The sequence below is a fragment of the Arthrobacter sp. 01T428 genome (assembly GCF_056398685.1).
In genome coordinates, this window is record NZ_JBFTPW010000009.1 from 113838 (window position 1) to 130092 (window position 16255).

A 16255-nucleotide genomic window follows, 5' to 3' on the forward strand; every position below is an offset into this window, starting at 1 on the left:
CACTATGGTGCGACGTTTTTCGAAGTCCGGCGCCCTGTCGTCCGGCGCGGCGGTCTTTCCCGCTGTCCGGTACGAGCAGCTACCTCGGCCGGGTCAACGACTCGTAGAACGGGGATTACCCATGAGCGCCCGCACGATGAACCCATGGATGGACGAGCGACTGGCTTCTGAGGAACGGGCCAGCCTCCTTATCAGAGAGCTGAGCCTCGATGAGAAGATGGCCCAGGTTTCCTGCTACTTCCCTACCGACATCACGCAGACTTCCGACTTCAGGGAGCGTTTTCCGAACGGGATCGGGGAGGTCTCGTGCCTCGAAGCACGGTCCGCCCTCACACTGGATGAGGTCACCGCCTTCCAGCACGGAGTGCAAATGGAAGCCATGGAAGGTTCTGGGCATGCAATCCCCGCGATTTTCCACATGGAGGGGCTCTGCGGAGCATACCTTCCCGGAGCAACGAGCTTCCCCTCCGGCCTAGGACGCGCGGCTAGCTGGGACGTAGACCTCGAGCGCGAGGTAGGTCACGTCGTGGGTCGGCAGGAACGGGCGGTTGGCATCACCCACACGCTGGCTCCGGTCCTTGACGTGTCCCGGGATCCGCGGATGGGGCGGCAGGGTGAAACGTACGGTGAAGACCCCACTCTTGCCGCTGCCCTCGGCGTCGCCTACACACGTGGGCTCCAGACTGAAGACAAATTCGGCCGGCGCACAGAGGCAGTTGCCAAGCACTTCATTGGATCGCACCATACCGAAGGCGGTATCCACGGAGCCCATTGCAACGTCCCTGACCGTCTGCTGGTTGAGACGTACGGTAAACCGTTCCAGGCCGCCATCACCCTCGCCGGGTTGCTAGGAGTGATGCCTTCCTACAACTCCGTGGCGGGTGAGCCTGTCTCGGCCTCCGTGCGGCTGCTCACTGGGTTGCTGCGGGAACAAATGGGCTTCAAAGGCCTCATCGTCTCCGACTATGGGGCCGTGGGGAACCTCAACACCGTTCAGCGCGTCGCACCCTCCCCAGCGCACGCCGGCATCGCCGCCTTGGGCGCGGGAATGGATGTAGAGCTTCACGTGCCGCAGGGTTTTGGCCCTGAACTTCGCAATTGGTTCGCTGAGGGCCGTGCCGATGTTGCGCTCCTTGACCGGGCGGTACACCAGATGCTGACCACCAAGTTTCGCATGGGGCTGTTCGAGCATCCGTTCGCTCCGGACCCTGCTGATCGGGACACTTCGTTCCGGCTCTCCAGCGACCGGACGGTGGCTGCTTCGTCGGCCCGGGAATCGCTGGTCCTGCTGCACAACGACGGCATCCTCCCGTTGCAGAGGAACCTGCGCAAAGTCGCTATCATCGGCTGCCATGCAGCGACCGCGAGGTACTTTTTCGGCGGCTACACGCACTACTCCATGGCAGAGGGAAAACTTGCAGCAAACTCCTCGATGGCAGGTCTCGCCACCCGCAGCGACGCTCTTCAGACCGTCACGAACACCGTTCCTGGCACCACGATTGAGGCATCCGACGGTCCGGCATTCGAGGAACTGCTTCAACAGCAGCAGCCCGGCATCCGCAGCCTCCTCGAAGAACTTCGCCTCCGGATGCCTGAAACTGAGGTGAACTGGGCGCACGGCTACCCAATTGCCGGGGACGACTACTCCGGACACGACGAGGCCATCGCCCTGGCCGAGAACGCCGACGTCGTGCTCGTGACCTTGGGCGGCAAGCACGGCACCGCTTCCATCGCATCCACAGGCGAGGGCATAGATGCCACAAACATCAATCTCCCGTCATGCCAGGAAAACCTCATCCTCAAACTCGCCCAAACGGGCAAGCCGGTGATAGGCGTTCACTTGGATGGCCGACCGGTGTCCAGTGACGCTGCGGACACACACTTAAACGCGCTCCTGGAGGCATGGAGTCCAGCCGAGGGCGGCGCCGAAGCAATCGTCGACGTTCTCACCGGCGTCCACGATCCCAGCGGCCGGCTTCCCGTCAGCATCGCACGCAATGCCGGTCAGGTACCGGTCTACTACAACCACCCCCACGGGTCAGCCTGGCACCAAGGTGAAAGCATAGGTTTTCCAGACTACGTCGACGCACCTCACACGCCCCGGTACTTCTTCGGCCACGGCCTGTCCTACACGACATTCGAGTACTCGGACCTGGTCCTCTCGGGACATCAGATAGCAGCCGACGAGACGCTTGTCATTTCCCTCAGGGTCACGAATACCGGCACGCGGCAAGGGACCGAAATTGTCCAACTCTATGTCAGTGACAGGTTCGCTTCCGTTTCGCGCCCAGTTCTTGAGCTTGCGGGCTTCCGCCGGCTCGATCTGCTCCCGGGGCAGTCGGAAGAGGTCGAGTTTCATCTCGACATCAGCCAACTGGCGTTCCTCGACGCCGAAATGCGGTGGCGGGTGGAAGCTGGGGAAGTGGACATCATGGTAGGAAGCTCGTCCAACGACCTGCGGCTAACCGACACAGTGTCGGTCGTATCAGATGCACTGGTCGACGGAAAAACGCGCGGCTTCTACGCCGAATGATACCAGCCCAAGCTGGCAGTCGGACCAGGGAAGGCATCCCCTAGCTCCCTGATCGCCGTAACCAGCCACCAGCCTGCGGGACCGCTGCCCTGCCGGGAAACAACGACTGTGCACGAACGTGTCGAGCCCGAGAGCGGCAGACGGCACCAATCAACTGTCGTGTATCAACACAAAGCGCTGCATTGCAGCCGGAAAAGAGAGAATTCCATGACTGACCTGATTCGCCCCGGTGAGATTATGAACGACGCTGAAGGAAAACGAATCCACATCCACGGTGGCTCTGTCCTTGCCTTAGACGGCGAATACTTCTGGTACGGAGAAGACAAGTCCCAGTCGTCACCGGCTACCGGCAGGTGGCATAGCGGGATCCGGGCCTACCGATCACAAGACCTTTTGACCTGGACAGACCTCGGCGCCATTCTGCCGGCAGAACCGGATGATCCTGAATCACCTCTGTACCCGACGACGATGATGGACCGGCCGCACATCTTGCGTCACCCCTCCACCGGAAAGTTCATTTGCTGGCTAAAAGTTATGCATGATGACGGCGTGCAGCGCTCCTGGGTCTACGAAGCCGATCGGTTCGAAGGGCCTTACCGGTTGGCGCGGTCCGGTTTCGAACCTCTGGGCATGAGCGCCGGCGACTTTGACATCGTGGTCGACCCCGAGACAGGCCGCGGCTACTACTATTTCGAGCGCGTCCATTCTGATCTCATTTGTGCCGATCTTAACGAGGACCTGACTGACGTCACGGGTACGTACTCCACGCATTTTCCCCATCCACACCCGCCGCTGGTTCGAGAAGCACCGGCATACTTTCGTCACGAGGGTCGTCATTACCTGATCACGTCAGGCACGAGCTGGTATTTTCCCAACCGTTCGGAGGTTGCAGTCGCGGACGAGTTCCACGGCCCATGGACCGTGCTCGGGGACCCGCACCGCAACGATGCGACCGGAACGTCCTTTCACTCCCAAATCTCATCGGTGCTCACTCTTGAAGACGGACGCCACATAGCAATTGCCGATCGATGGCTTCCCGATGTCCCGGATGACATGATCCGTCGTGGTTGGCGGGCGACCGAGGCACAGTTCACTGGCGGCGACCGTGATGCTGAACTCGATGCCTTCATTCAGGCAAGCGCCCCGGACACCTCGCAGGCCCGTCACGTTTGGCTGGAGATCCGTTTCGATAACGGCATGCCGGTCATCGATTGGCAGGACGCATGGCGGCCGTAGCCCCATCAGCGAACCCCAGGGACAAGAATAAAATGGAAAAGAATCTCCTGAAGCAGCTAAGAAGCGCCGACTGGTATACCGGTATGGACCGGAACGCGTACATCCACCGTGCGTGGATGCGCCGCGGCCTTCCGGAAGGTGCCTTCGATTCCACCAAACCGCAGATTGCCATCGCGAACACCGCCTCGGACCTCACTCCCTGCAATATGCACCTCAACGAGGTCGCCGACTCGGTCAAGCAGGGCGTGTGGGCCGCAGGCGGCGTCCCACTCAACCTTCCTGTCGTCTCCCTCGGCGAAACCCAGGTCAAGCCCACTGCCATGCTCTGGCGGAATATGGCCGCCATGGCGATGGAGGAAATGTTCCGCGCCAATCCCATTGACGGGCTCGTGCTGCTGGGCGGATGCGACAAGACCATCCCGGCTCTGCTGATGGCCGCGGCGTCGGTTAATCTTCCCGCGGTCGTCGTGCCCGGGGGACCGATGCTGACCGGCCACTTTCGTGGCAAGGCTCTGGGTTGCGGCACGGACGTCTGGCGATTGAGTGAGGAGGCCAGGGCGGGGAACATCACTGACAGCCAGTTCATCCAGTCAGAGCAGTCCATGATCCGTAGCAAGGGCCACTGCAACACGATGGGAACCGCCTCGACCATGGCGGTGGTCGCCGAAGCACTCGGGATGACAATTCCCGGGTTCGCGGGAATCCCGGCGCCGGACGCCCGCCTGCTCTCGATGTCTCACGACACCGGCCGGCTTATCGTTGACATGGTGGCACAGGGCCGCCGGCCCAGCGACGTCATGACAAGGGAAGCATTCCTCAACGCAATCATCGCTGTCGCCGCCGTGGGCGGATCAACCAACTCCGTCGTGCACCTGCTCGCAATCGCCGGGCGCCTCGGGATCGACCTGACCCTCGAAGACTTCGATGCCGCCGGCGCTGGGGTGCCCGTTATGGCAAACCTGCAGCCCTCCGGCGCGTTTCTCATGGATGACCTGTACCGCGCCGGCGGCGTACTCGCCCTTCTGTCCCAGATCAAGGATCTCCTGCATCCGGCACCCATCACCGTCACCGGTACCCCGCTCGTCGAGTATCTCGTTGACCAGCCGGTCCACGACGAAACCGTCATCTACCCGCGTGAGGCCCCGCTGATGGAGGATGCGGGCATAGCGGTACTGCGCGGCAATCTCGCCCCACGCGGAGCCATCATCAAACCCGCGGCCGCGACGGCCGAACTCCTGCAGCACACCGGCCCTGCCGTTGTCTTCGACAGCATCGAAGACATGCGCGCACGCATCGACGACCCGGACTTGGACGTCACAGCCGACTCCGTTCTCGTCCTGCGTGGATGCGGACCCCGCGGCTACCCCGGGTTCCCCGAAGTGGGCAACATGCCGCTCCCCCGCAAACTCCTGGAACAGGGCGTTCGCGACATGGTCCGCATCAGCGATGCCCGGATGAGTGGCACCGCGTACGGCACCGTCATCCTGCACGTCGCCCCCGAAGCCGCGGCCGGCGGGCCGCTTGCGTTCGTCCGCACAGGGGACATCATCACCCTCGATGTCGAAAACCGCACTCTCACCATGAATGTCTCTGATGAGGAGCTGCACGCCCGCACTCAGAGCCCGGCCAGTGAGGCCGGCTACGCCGCACCCGCACGCGGCTGGGCGAAACTGTACGTCGATCACGTCATGCAGGCAGACCAGGGCGCCGACCTGGATTTCCTGGTGGGCTCCAGCGGGGTAGCGGTGGGCCGTGAAAGCCACTAACTTAGCCTCCCGTTCCGCTCTCACTGGCCCGGAGACCGGGCTGGGCACCGCCCTTAGCAAGGCCCTCCCCCGTGGGGGAGCCGTCACAACAAGCCCCTTCGACCGGGTCATTGCCGCCGTCGACGCCTCCCACTACCTGCTGACTCCGCGTGCAGTCGTAACCCCGAAGAGCCCCGAGGAGGTCGCGTCACTGTTCGCCTACGCGACGGGCAGCGGTGAAGCTCTGACGTTCCGGTCCGGTGGCACAAGCCTGTCAGGGCAAGCTTCAACCGGCAACATCCTCGTCGACACCCGCAAATTCTTCCGCTCCATCACCATCGAAAATGACGGGCTTATCGCCCGGGTGGGTCCCGGCGCGACGGTCCGCCAGGTCAATGCCAGACTTTTGCGCCACGGCCGCAAACTCGGGCCCGACCCTGCCAGCGAGATCGCCTGCACCATCGGCGGCGTCGTAGCCAACAACTCCTCTGGCATGGCCTGCGGAACCCGCCAGAACACCTACCAGACCTTGCGGTCGGCGGTCATCGTCCTACCGAGCGGCAGCATTATCGACACCAGCGCCGAAGACGCTGACGACATGCTTTGCGCCACAGAACCTGAGCTCTGGCACTCGCTTATGGCACTGCGGGAGCAGGTCCTCGCCGACGCGGAGCTCGGCGCTGAGATTGCACGTCAGTACAGCATCAAAAACACCATGGGTTACGGTCTCAACTCGCTCGTCGACCACGACACGGCCGTGCAGATCCTCGCCCACCTCATGGTTGGCAGCGAGGGCACGCTTGGCTTTGTCGCAGAAGCCTCCTTCAACACCGTGCCGCTGCACAAGTTCGGGGCCACGACCCTGCTGGTATTCGACACCCTGCGCGCCGCTACAGACGCGCTCGTGGACATCATCTCCACCGGACCGGCAACTATTGAGCTCATGGACGCGGCATCGTTGCGCGCGGCCCGCATTGATCCAGCGTCCCGCGCTGCGCTCCCCCAGTTCGAGCCCGTCAACCACTGCGCGCTGCTCGTGGAGTATCAGGCCGCGACCGCACCTGAACTCGCGGAGCTAAGCCACCGGGCAGAGGCACTCTTCGCCCGCCTGCCGCTTGCTGCTGCGCCTGTCTTGTCCCAGAACGAGATGGCCCGCGCCTCGCTCTGGCGCATCCGCAAGGGACTTTACGCAACAATTGCCGGCTCACGCCCTTCGGGCACGACGGCTCTTCTTGAGGACATCGCGGTGCCGGTTGCGACGCTCTCCGAAACTTGCGCGGGCCTCACCCGCCTGTTCAAAATTCACGGCTATGACGACGCCGTCATCTTTGGGCACGCCAAAGACGGCAACGTGCACTTCCTCATCAACGAAAACTTCGATGAAGAGTCCAATCTCGCCCGGTATGCGGCGTTCACCGAAGACATGGTCGAGCTCGTGCTTGGCGCCGGCGGCACCCTCAAAGCCGAACACGGGACAGGGCGCATCATGGCACCGTTCGTCGCCCGACAGTATGGTCCCGTGCTCTACGGCATCATGCTGGAGATCAAGAAGGCATTCGACCCGGCAGGCATCCTGAACCCGGACGCCGTCCTCACCACCGACCCCGACCTGCACCTCAAAGACCTCAAGTCCACACCCACCGTCGAAGCCGAAGTCGACCGGTGTGTCGAATGCGGCTACTGCGAGCCGGTCTGCCCCAGCAAGGACCTCACGACCACACCCCGCCAACGCATCGTCGTTCAACGAGCGATCGCCGAGGCGGAACTGCGCGGCGACACAGCCCTCGTCACCGAGCTGCGCCGCGTGCAGGGATACGAAGTCGTCGACACATGCGCCGTCGACGGCATGTGCCAGACGGCGTGTCCGGTGCTCATCAATACAGGGGACCTGGTGCGGCGTCTCCGGTCCGAAAAGGTCGGCGCAGTTGAGGCTGCTGTATGGACCGCCGCGGGCAAGGCGTGGAAACCGGTGACCCAGGCAGCCTCCGCCGCCCTCACGATCGCATCTGCTGTGCCCGCTCCACTCATTACCGGTCCGAACTCGGCCGCCAGGGCACTGCTCGGCGCAGACACGCTACCGCTGTGGTCCAAAGACCTGCCAAAAGGCGGCAGCAGACGCCGGTCAGGGGCGGATACAAAAGTGGACGCCGTCTACTTCCAGGCCTGTGTGGGAACCATGTTCGGCCCGGCCGAAGGAGGCGAGGGTGTCGCAGCCGCCTTCGAATCCCTCGCCGCCAAGGCCGGTATCGGACTCGTACGGCCGGATGGGATCGGCGGCCTGTGCTGCGGCACCCCCTGGAAGTCCAAAGGAATCCTCAGCGGATACCACAGCATGGTTGAACGCACCGCTGCCGCCTTATGGGAGGCCTCGGACCACGGCCGGCTCCCCATCGTATGCGACAACTCCTCATGCTCAGAGGGCCTGGTCCTTGCACTCGAAAAGGCGGTCGACAACAATCCGGACTTCCGGGCTATGCGCATCATCGACGCCGTCGATTTCGCCGCCGAGCGCATCCTGCCCCGCCTCGACATCAGCACTATGGTCAACAGCGTCGCCGTGCATCCGACGTGCTCGAGCACCCGGGCCGGTTCCAACAAAAACCTCGCGAAGCTTGCCGCCGCCGTGGCCTCCGAAGTGACAGTCCCGGACAGTTGGGGATGTTGCGCCTTCGCCGGTGACCGCGGCATGCTGCATCCAGAGCTCACAGCCAGCGCCACCAAGCGCGAGTCAGACGAGATCGTCTCCGGCGAATTCGATGCCTACGTCTCGTGCAACCGCACGTGCGAGATCGGCATGACAAGGGCCACCGGCCAGCAGTACGTCCACGTTCTCGAGATACTCGACCGGGCCGCAGATCCGCGATCATGCGAAGGAAGACCATGAGTGAGATTCCCCGCCTGGCCGCGACGGCCGCGACGCCCGCTGAATACAACCTTGCCGAAGGCGTGCTCTGGGACGACCGCGCCAGCCGAGTGAGGTGGGTGGACATCTGGAAGGGCCGCATACTCTCCGGCGCACTTGATAGCGGACGTATCACCGACATCGACGAAATCACCATCAGGCAAACCGCGGGAGCGGTCGCACTCGCGGAAGACGGCGGACTCCTGATCGCCGCCGCCCGTGGCCTCGCGACGGTTTCACCAACAGGCGACATATCCCTCGGACCCGACCTGCTCGGCGAGCGGACCGACGTGCGGTTCAACGACGGCACAGTCGATCCCCACGGCGCCTTCGTCGTCGGCACCCTCTCGCTCACCGAGCGCACCGACGAAGAGGTCCTGCTTCGCGTGTGGCCGGACGGGCACGTTGAGACGTTGCGCGAAGGCATCGGCCTTTCCAACGGTGTCGCGTTCTCGCCCGACGGCGCCACGATCTACCACGTTGACACCTTCGCTGGCACGGTTTCACGGCACTCCTACGGCCCGGCCCCGCTCAACCCGGAAGAACCCTGGGTCACTGTCCTCGACGGCCTGCCCGTATACCCGGACGGACTCACCGTAGACGCTGAAGGCGCGCTCTGGGTCGCACAGTGGGGCGGATCGAGTGTTCGGCGGCACGCACCAACCGGCGAACTCCTTGCAATCGTGGAAGTCGACGCCGCACAGGCCTCATGCCCGGGATTCATCGGACCGAACCTCGACACCCTGGCTATCACTACCGCCCAGGAAGGGCTCGACACCCTCACCGACCAGGCGGGAGCCATCTTCCTCGCCGACTTCGGAGTTTCAGGCCTGCCACCACACCGGTGGACAGGCAGCACAACCACCCCCCAATGGAGAAAGAAAACACATGAGACTCATACGAGTCGGAGCCGCCGGCTCCGAGACCCCCGGCGCACTGATTGACGAAAAGACCTTCATCGACCTCTCAGACATTGTCAGCGACTTCAACGAGGCGTTCTTCGCATCAGGCGCGATCGCAACCCTTCCCGACATTGTCGCTTCCCGAATCGCAGACGGGCGGAGTGAAACGATCGGTGGACGCCGCCTTGGTGCACCCATCGCCCGGCCCCATCAGATTCTCTGCATCGGCCTGAACTACAGCGACCACGCCGCAGAGACCGGCCAGGCCGTACCGACTGAGCCCATCCTCTTCACGAAATCGCCCAACACCCTCATCGGCCCCAACGACGACGTGCTGATCCCGCGCAACTCCGAGAAAACCGACTGGGAAGTCGAGCTCGGCATCGTCATCGGACAGCGCGCCTCCTACCTCGCGGATGAAACAGAAGCCGCGGCCGCCATCGCCGGTTACGTCCTGGTCAACGACGTCAGTGAGCGGGGGTGGCAGCTGGAACGAAACGGCCAGTGGTCCAAAGGCAAATCTGCGCCCACCTTCAACCCCGCAGGGCCCTACCTCGTGACACCCGACGAGATCGATGACGTCCTCAACCTGGACATGTGGCTCGACATCGACGGCGTGCGACGGCAGACCGGCTCGACCTCGACCATGATCTTCAGCCCGGCCTTCATCGTCCACTACCTGAGCCAGTTCCTGGCACTCGAGCCCGGCGACCTCATCAACACCGGAACACCGCCCGGCGTCGGCATGGGCATGTCACCGCAGGTTTTCCTGCACGGCGGCGAAACCATGACCCTCGGCATCACCCAGCTGGGAAGCCAGACGCAGCAAGTGATCGGCAACTGATGCGCGCACTTATCGTCACCGGGCCCCGCCAGGCCCACGTGCAGGACGTTCCCGACCCCGTCGCCGCACCCGGCCAGCTGCTCGTCGACGTCGAACGCGTCGGCATATGTGGCACCGACGTCGAGCTCTACACGGGTGAGATGGCCTACATCGACCAGGGCTTCACCAACTTTCCCTTGCGGCTCGGCCACGAGTGGACCGGCCGAGTTGTTGCAGCAGGCTCACCAGAAGATGAGAGCTGGATCGGCAAACGGGTCACAGGAGACACCATGCTCGGTTGCGGGCACTGCGAATACTGCCACTCGGGGCACCACCACGTCTGCCCCAACCGCTTCGAAGTAGGGGTTCGCGACGGTTGGGATGGGGCGCTTGCCGAACGCATGCTCGTCCCCACCAAGTTTGCTTACGAAATCCCGGAGAACGTCAGTCTCACCTCCGCCGCCCTCGTCGAGCCCGCGGGCAACTCCCTCCGCGCCGTGCGCGCCGCAAATCTGCTTCCAGGGCAAAAACTCCTCGTCCTGGGCTCCGGCACGATCGGGCTCCTCGCCGCGCTATTCGCACTCGCGGACGGCGTCGAAGTCCACGTCGGCGGCGTACGCGAAGAATCACTGGCCCTTGCCCGTTCACTGGGCGTACAGCACACATGGCAACTCGACGAGCTCACCGACGGCCGCTCCGACGAATTCGACGCTGCCATCGAGGCGACGAGTAACGCTGAAATGCCGGCTCTCACCGTTCGTCTCACGAAGCCAGCCGGACGAGCGGTCTATATCGGCCTGTCCTCAAGCCCCAGCCACGTCGACACCCGCGAGATCGCACTGAAGGACATCACAGCAGTCGGCATTCTTTCGGCATCCCCCGGCCTGTCCGGAGCAATTGCAGGTTTTGCGAGTGGATCCGTAGTCCCCGACGCCATAGTCAGCGAAGTGATAGCGCTCGAAGATGTCCCAAACCGGCTCGAGGGACATCGAGGCAAGAATGCCGGCCTCGGCCCGAAAGTCCACGTCGACCCTCGACTTAACCAGGAGAAACCATGAAAACAGCACTAGTCACCGGTGGCGCCAGAGGCCTTGGCGCCGCAGTTGCAGATCGGCTCCGAGCGGACGGCATCCGCGTGATCACCCTCGACATCGCCGGTGACGTAGACATCGTCGTCGACATTACCGATGAGAACGGCTTCGCTCAGGCAGCCAGCGAAATTGGCTCTGTCGACATCCTTATAAACTCCGCTGGCATTGTCGGCCCTGGCCTTCCCCTTGTCGAGACAACCTCCACGGACTGGCGAACCGTCTTCGACGTCAACGTCCTCGGCGTCGTTGCCACCATGCGCGCATTCGTGCCCGGAATGGTCGAACGTGGGTGGGGACGCGTCGTCAACTTTGCCAGCATGGCCGGCAAAGACGGAAATCCCAATCTCTCCATCTACTCAGCATCAAAAGCGGCCGTCATTGCGCTCACCAAATCATCCGGTAAAGAGCTCGCCACGACCGGCGTGCTGGTCAACGCAATCGCACCGGCCGTGATCGCAACGCCAATGAACGACAACACATCACCAGACGTGCTCGCCCACATCACCAGCCTCATCCCCATGAAACGAGTGGGCAAAGCGGAGGAAGTAGCCGAACTTGTCGCCTGGCTCTCATCGGAAAAGGTCAGCTTCTCCACGGGTGCCGTTTACGACATCAGCGGCGGACGTGCCACTTACTGAGCGAACTACGCGGTGGACCCGGCGGTTCAGGCGCCCCTAGGGCAGAACCTTTTCACACGGAGCTTCTTCGCAATTACATGTTGGTTGGTGCCCCGGACGACGGCGAAGTTCACCGGTCCGGGGCAATCCGCTGAACGACCGAGAACAGCCCTGCGTCCCGCCGATCTCCTATTTGACCTTGGAGGAATCTCCTGCAGTTCGCCGTGCGACAGGGCGCTTTAAGGTTTCGTGATGTGGCGCAGAAGGAAGCTCCTCACTTCACTGACTAGCTCAGCATGCTCCTCGGACTGTGGGCCGAAGCCCGAGTGCGGCATAGCCTCAAATACATGCAGTTCCGCTTCTACCCCTGCTCCCCGAAGCTTCCTGTGGAAGCGGACAGTGTTGGACAGGAAGAGGTCCCGTGTTCCTGACTGCAGGAATACCGAAGGTAGTCCAGCAAGATTTCCGAAAAGCGGCGATAGATACGGGTCCCGTAAATCGTGGCCTTCCGCGTAGATACGGTTCACCTCCTGGAGCATGCCCAAGGTGTTATCGACGCCAGCAAGGGTGTTGAACGTATCTCCTGATTCAGTGAGATCTACTTCCGGGGAGAACAAAACAACGGCTGCGGGCAGTGGGAGTCCCTCGTTCTTGGCGCGCAGCAACATTGCCGCGGCGAGGTTGCCGCCGGCCGAGGACCCGCCAACGATTATCTGCTCCGGCTTTCTCCTCTCGAGCAACGCCGTGTAGGCAGCCAGGCAATCGTCCAGGGCAGCGGGATACGGGTGCAGCGGAGGCATCCTGTAGTCCACCCCCCATGTGGTCAGTCCTGATGTTTCGGCATCGAGCTTGGTAATGGACCTGCTGAGCTCGCCTCCGAAGTAGATGAGCCCGCCGCCGTGAATGCTCAGATAAACGAAAGGAGTACCCGCGCTCAGAGGGGCAGCCGGTTCGGCCTCGTAGACAGTAACGCCTTCAAGGTCGAGCCTACGAGCTGCCTCAGCGCCTGCCGCTGTTCGCAGGCTTTCGAGTGCCCCCTCGTTGAACTTCTCGATGTGTTGCAACCACGCCGCAGTTTCCCGAAGACCGGAGTACGCATCCGGTTCTTTCGGAATCGCGAGTGCCTGCTGAGCGGTGCTACTGAGATGACGGGGAGTAGGCCACTTCGGTGGGATGTTTGCCATTGAATGATCCTGCTGTCGCGATGGTCAAGGGGTTAGAACGTGCTCTCATGTCGGACCTGAAACGCACGCAGCATCTCGGATAAGCCGCCACCCAGCTGCCAGCGTGCCGCAGTCCGGGCGTCAGCCGTGCACTGGATGAACGAGCAATCCTGGTCAGGACAGTGGCGCCACACGCGGTTACCGTGGTTGACGCAGCTGACGGGATTCGTGCAACGTTCTACAAAGAATAGGGATCCTATGTTCGATGCGTCAAGCTATGGTGCCGACCTACCCGTTTCATTGCTCCCTGACGGTCTTAGATGGCTACCGTCGCCAGGAGTTATCGGATCAGCGGCGGCGAAGCTGGGCCTGCGAAGCGAAACGAGCTGCACGACGAGAACAGTGGCCAATTGTTGGCGGCCATCACCCTCGGCGGGATCCTGGAGTCAAGGTATTGACGCCATAAAATCCCCCCTGTACTGTCCCTTGAAACGTTCCATGGAGAACGTTCTTCAGACGCGGAGCCTACGAAGTTTTCCCGCCCCGCATTCAAGATTCCCCAATGAAGGAGAACCATGAAAACCTACGCCACCGTTGCCCGGCGGGGGGGTGTCAGTGTCCTCGCCGCAACGCTGCTGCTGGGCACAGGCCTTCTCACTGCCGCCCCAAGTCTCGCTGGCCCCTCCGACTGCGCGACAGTAAAGGGCGCCATGCAGGTGAACGCGGACTGCGTTGATGCGACCTACAGTCACCCCGTCGTTGACAGTGAAACGGATGAAACAGTCCCGGTGGCGCACCACCGCGTACGCGGGCACTTCGATGGCACAAATATTCAGTTCACTATCTATCTGCACTCGCAGCAGGACAAAGCGCAATGGAAAGGTCGGTTTTTCCAGTTCACTTACCCAATCCCCTTTGCCCCTGTAACGGACACGTCGAGTGCCGACGACCGCGCCATCGGCTTCGCCCTCTCCAGCGGAGGTTACGCCGTGCAAGCTGGAAATAAGTCCGTTTCCCTCGGATACCGGGCCGATGCTGCTGCGGCAAAATTCGCCGAGACTGTGGCAGCCCGGTATTACGGCAGCGATCGGCGGATCTTCGGCTACTTGTACGGACCCAGCGGCGGATCATTCCAAACCGTCGGAGCCGCCGAAAACACGACGGGAGTGTGGCAAGGATATGTTCCAATGGTTCAGGCCGTCCCCACGCCAACCTCCTACAATTTCCTTGGCCGGGCCGCCGCGCAACTTATCCTTGGGGCCAAAGCCGTCCAGATCCGGGACGCTTTGCTGCCCGGGGGGTCCGGCAACCCCTACGCAGGCCTTGATGAAGCTGAACAGGCAATGCTCAAAGAGGTGCAGGCGCTTGGGATCCCCTGGAAGAGTTGGGAATATCCTGACTACCTGCTCGGCCACACGCAGTGGCAGAGCGACGGGCTCACCCAAAGCGCCCCTCTGGCCTACGACCCTACATACGTTAACGACTTCTGGAACGCAAGCGGCTACTTGGGTACAGAAAACTCCCCCCTCGGTGAGCGTGTCCGGGCCGAACTAGCCAAAGCAGGAGACACCACGGCCAATCGCTGGGATATCGCTAACCGCTTCTACTACCGATACCAGATTCCGCCCGCAAGCGAGGGATGGATCGGGCTGGACCAATTCCGTAAAGCCGACGGCACACCGCTATATCCACAGCGGCCGGTGAAGGCGCCGGACTTCGGCGGTGCAGTATCCGGGAACACCGCCTTCGACGGCTCGATCAAGGGTAAGGTCATCGCGGTATCCAACCTCTACGACTCCGATGCTCTGCCGTGGCACACCGACTGGTACCGTCATCGAATTGAAGCAAGCCTGGGCACCGACACCGCGGCCAACAATTACAGGGTCTACTTTAATGACCACGCCGACCACCAAGATGCGCCGGTTGTTGGAGAACGGGCCAAAGACCTCGTCAACTGGTATGGCATGGCCGAGCAGGCCCTGAGGGACGTTGCCGCATGGGTTGAAGATGGAGTGGCACCGCCCGACTCAACGAACTACTCGGTTTCGGACACCCAGATCGTCGTGCCGGACAACGCCGCCGCCAGGCGTGGAATTCAACCCACGGTCGCTTTGACGAGCCAAGGCAAGGATTCCATCACAGCCAAGGTGGGACAGACAGTTCCCCTCAAAGCTAAAGTGCAGGCTCCCCCTGGGGCCGGGCAGATTATCAAAGCTGAGTGGGACCTGGACGGCGACGGGGTCTATACGGATGCACCGCTTAATCGCGTCGGAAAGACCATCACACTCGAAAGGACAGCCACCTTCGATAAACCAGGTACGTATTTGGTTGCCCTTCGTGTGTCTTCAGAGCGCAACGGCGACACCACGGCCAAGTTCGCACTGGCGCAGAACCTAGACCGCATTAGGGTCGTCGTCACGCCAACTCAGTAAATCATGACCTCCTAGCGCCCGGACGGCGACTGCCGGAGTGGTATCCGCGACGCGTACCACTCCGGCAGCACCGGACCGACGATGCGCAGCGGCGCCGGCCCAGACGTTCGGCGAAATCGACCGGTCCGGGACTTCGCCCGAGGTCGAGGCGACGGCACCGGATCGGGACCGGCACGGTGAGCCGGGCTGGACGTCGCAGCGGGGGCATGGGTGCTGCGATGCGTTCGGCGCGTTCCTGGGCGGGGCTCAGCTGCGCCTCGGCGCCCCGGGTCTCCTGCAGGTGATCCACGACTTGCTCGGCCGGGGTGGGGGTGTCCTTGACAAGGGCTTCGACCTGGGCAGCTTCGGCCATGTGTGCAGCGTCGGCCGGGGCGAGGGGTTCCTTGGCCGTCTGGGCACTGTATTTGTGCATGGCCGTGATCCTCGCTGTCAGCTCGGCACCCGTGCCATTCTCCTGGTGCTGGGCGGGAACAGGCGATGTCTCGGGCTCCGGCACGCGGTAGGTGTCGCGGTAGGTGGAGATTTCCATGGCGAGCTGGCGCCACTGCTCTTGCCGTGCAGGGTCCGAGGGGACCGGGCCCAGGGCTGCTGCCCAGGCCGGGGGTTCGGCGGCGAGCTCGGCGCCCAGTCGGGTGGCTTCGTTGGCCATGAGCTCACGCCGTGCTGCGAGTTCCTTCCGCCACAGTGCCGGGGTGTCCTGGTGGTTCACGACGTCGGCCGGTGCCATCCAGCCCGGCAGTCCGTCCAGCCGCGGAATTTGTGCCACAGGCTGGTTTCGGTACCGGCTGAGCACTGGTCTTCACTGAACGGA

Annotated in this window: 11 protein-coding genes; 9 read left to right on the forward strand and 2 right to left on the reverse strand. The window is 62.7% G+C overall.

All coding sequences use genetic code 11. From position 1 onward, the window contains the following. The first annotated feature begins 121 nt into the window (after nt 1-121). The 8 genes from AC1DJB_RS12560 to AC1DJB_RS12595 all read left to right on the forward strand — a co-directional run bounded on the left by AC1DJB_RS12560 (nt 122) and on the right by AC1DJB_RS12595 (nt 11870). Complete coding sequence (locus tag AC1DJB_RS12560) at nt 122-2533, forward strand: glycoside hydrolase family 3 N-terminal domain-containing protein (protein ID WP_476910355.1); 2412 nt, start codon at nt 122-124, stop codon at nt 2531-2533. Nucleotides 2534-2740: 207 nt separating this feature from the next. After that, nucleotides 2741-3769, forward strand: a complete 1029-nt coding sequence (locus AC1DJB_RS12565; protein ID WP_476910356.1) for a family 43 glycosylhydrolase — start codon at nt 2741-2743, stop codon at nt 3767-3769. A gap of 32 nt (nt 3770-3801) precedes the next feature. Further along, nucleotides 3802-5535: an IlvD/Edd family dehydratase gene (locus AC1DJB_RS12570; RefSeq protein ID WP_476910357.1), complete on the forward strand. Its 1734-nt coding sequence runs from the start codon at nt 3802-3804 to the stop codon at nt 5533-5535. Beyond that, nucleotides 5522-8398 carry an FAD-binding and (Fe-S)-binding domain-containing protein gene (locus AC1DJB_RS12575; RefSeq protein WP_476910358.1) on the forward strand — a complete coding sequence of 959 codons (2877 nt, stop codon included), beginning with the start codon at nt 5522-5524 and terminating at the stop codon, nt 8396-8398. The genes AC1DJB_RS12570 and AC1DJB_RS12575 overlap by 14 nt, the downstream gene beginning before the upstream one ends. Then, complete coding sequence (locus tag AC1DJB_RS12580) at nt 8395-9360, forward strand: SMP-30/gluconolactonase/LRE family protein (RefSeq protein ID WP_476910359.1); 966 nt, start codon at nt 8395-8397, stop codon at nt 9358-9360. The genes AC1DJB_RS12575 and AC1DJB_RS12580 overlap by 4 nt, the downstream gene beginning before the upstream one ends. After that, nucleotides 9305-10162 carry a fumarylacetoacetate hydrolase family protein gene (locus AC1DJB_RS12585; RefSeq protein WP_476910360.1) on the forward strand — a complete coding sequence of 286 codons (858 nt, stop codon included), beginning with the start codon at nt 9305-9307 and terminating at the stop codon, nt 10160-10162. Before AC1DJB_RS12580 ends, AC1DJB_RS12585 begins: the two co-directional genes overlap by 56 nt. Then, entirely contained in the window at nt 10162-11199 is a 1038-nt protein-coding gene (locus tag AC1DJB_RS12590) for a zinc-dependent alcohol dehydrogenase (RefSeq protein ID WP_476910361.1), read from the forward strand. The genes AC1DJB_RS12585 and AC1DJB_RS12590 overlap by 1 nt, the downstream gene beginning before the upstream one ends. After that, nucleotides 11196-11870, forward strand: a complete 675-nt coding sequence (locus AC1DJB_RS12595; RefSeq protein WP_476910362.1) for an SDR family NAD(P)-dependent oxidoreductase — start codon at nt 11196-11198, stop codon at nt 11868-11870. The genes AC1DJB_RS12590 and AC1DJB_RS12595 overlap by 4 nt, the downstream gene beginning before the upstream one ends. Before the next feature lie 218 nt (nt 11871-12088). Here the strand turns inward: AC1DJB_RS12595 and AC1DJB_RS12600 are convergent, their stop codons facing one another. Beyond that, entirely contained in the window at nt 12089-13033 is a 945-nt protein-coding gene (locus AC1DJB_RS12600; protein ID WP_476910363.1) for an alpha/beta hydrolase, read from the reverse strand. Between the two features lie 554 nt (nt 13034-13587). Here AC1DJB_RS12600 and AC1DJB_RS12605 point away from each other — a divergent pair. Continuing rightward, a complete protein-coding gene (locus AC1DJB_RS12605) occupies nt 13588-15444 on the forward strand; it encodes a PKD domain-containing protein (RefSeq protein WP_476910364.1) in 1857 nt (618 codons plus the stop codon). A gap of 1 nt (nt 15445) precedes the next feature. Here AC1DJB_RS12605 and AC1DJB_RS12610 read toward each other — a convergent pair whose 3' ends face one another. Continuing rightward, nucleotides 15446-16210 (reverse strand): hypothetical protein, encoded by a 765-nt coding sequence (locus tag AC1DJB_RS12610; protein ID WP_476910365.1) that lies wholly within the window; start codon nt 16208-16210, stop codon nt 15446-15448. Between the last annotated feature and the right edge of the window lie 45 nt (nt 16211-16255).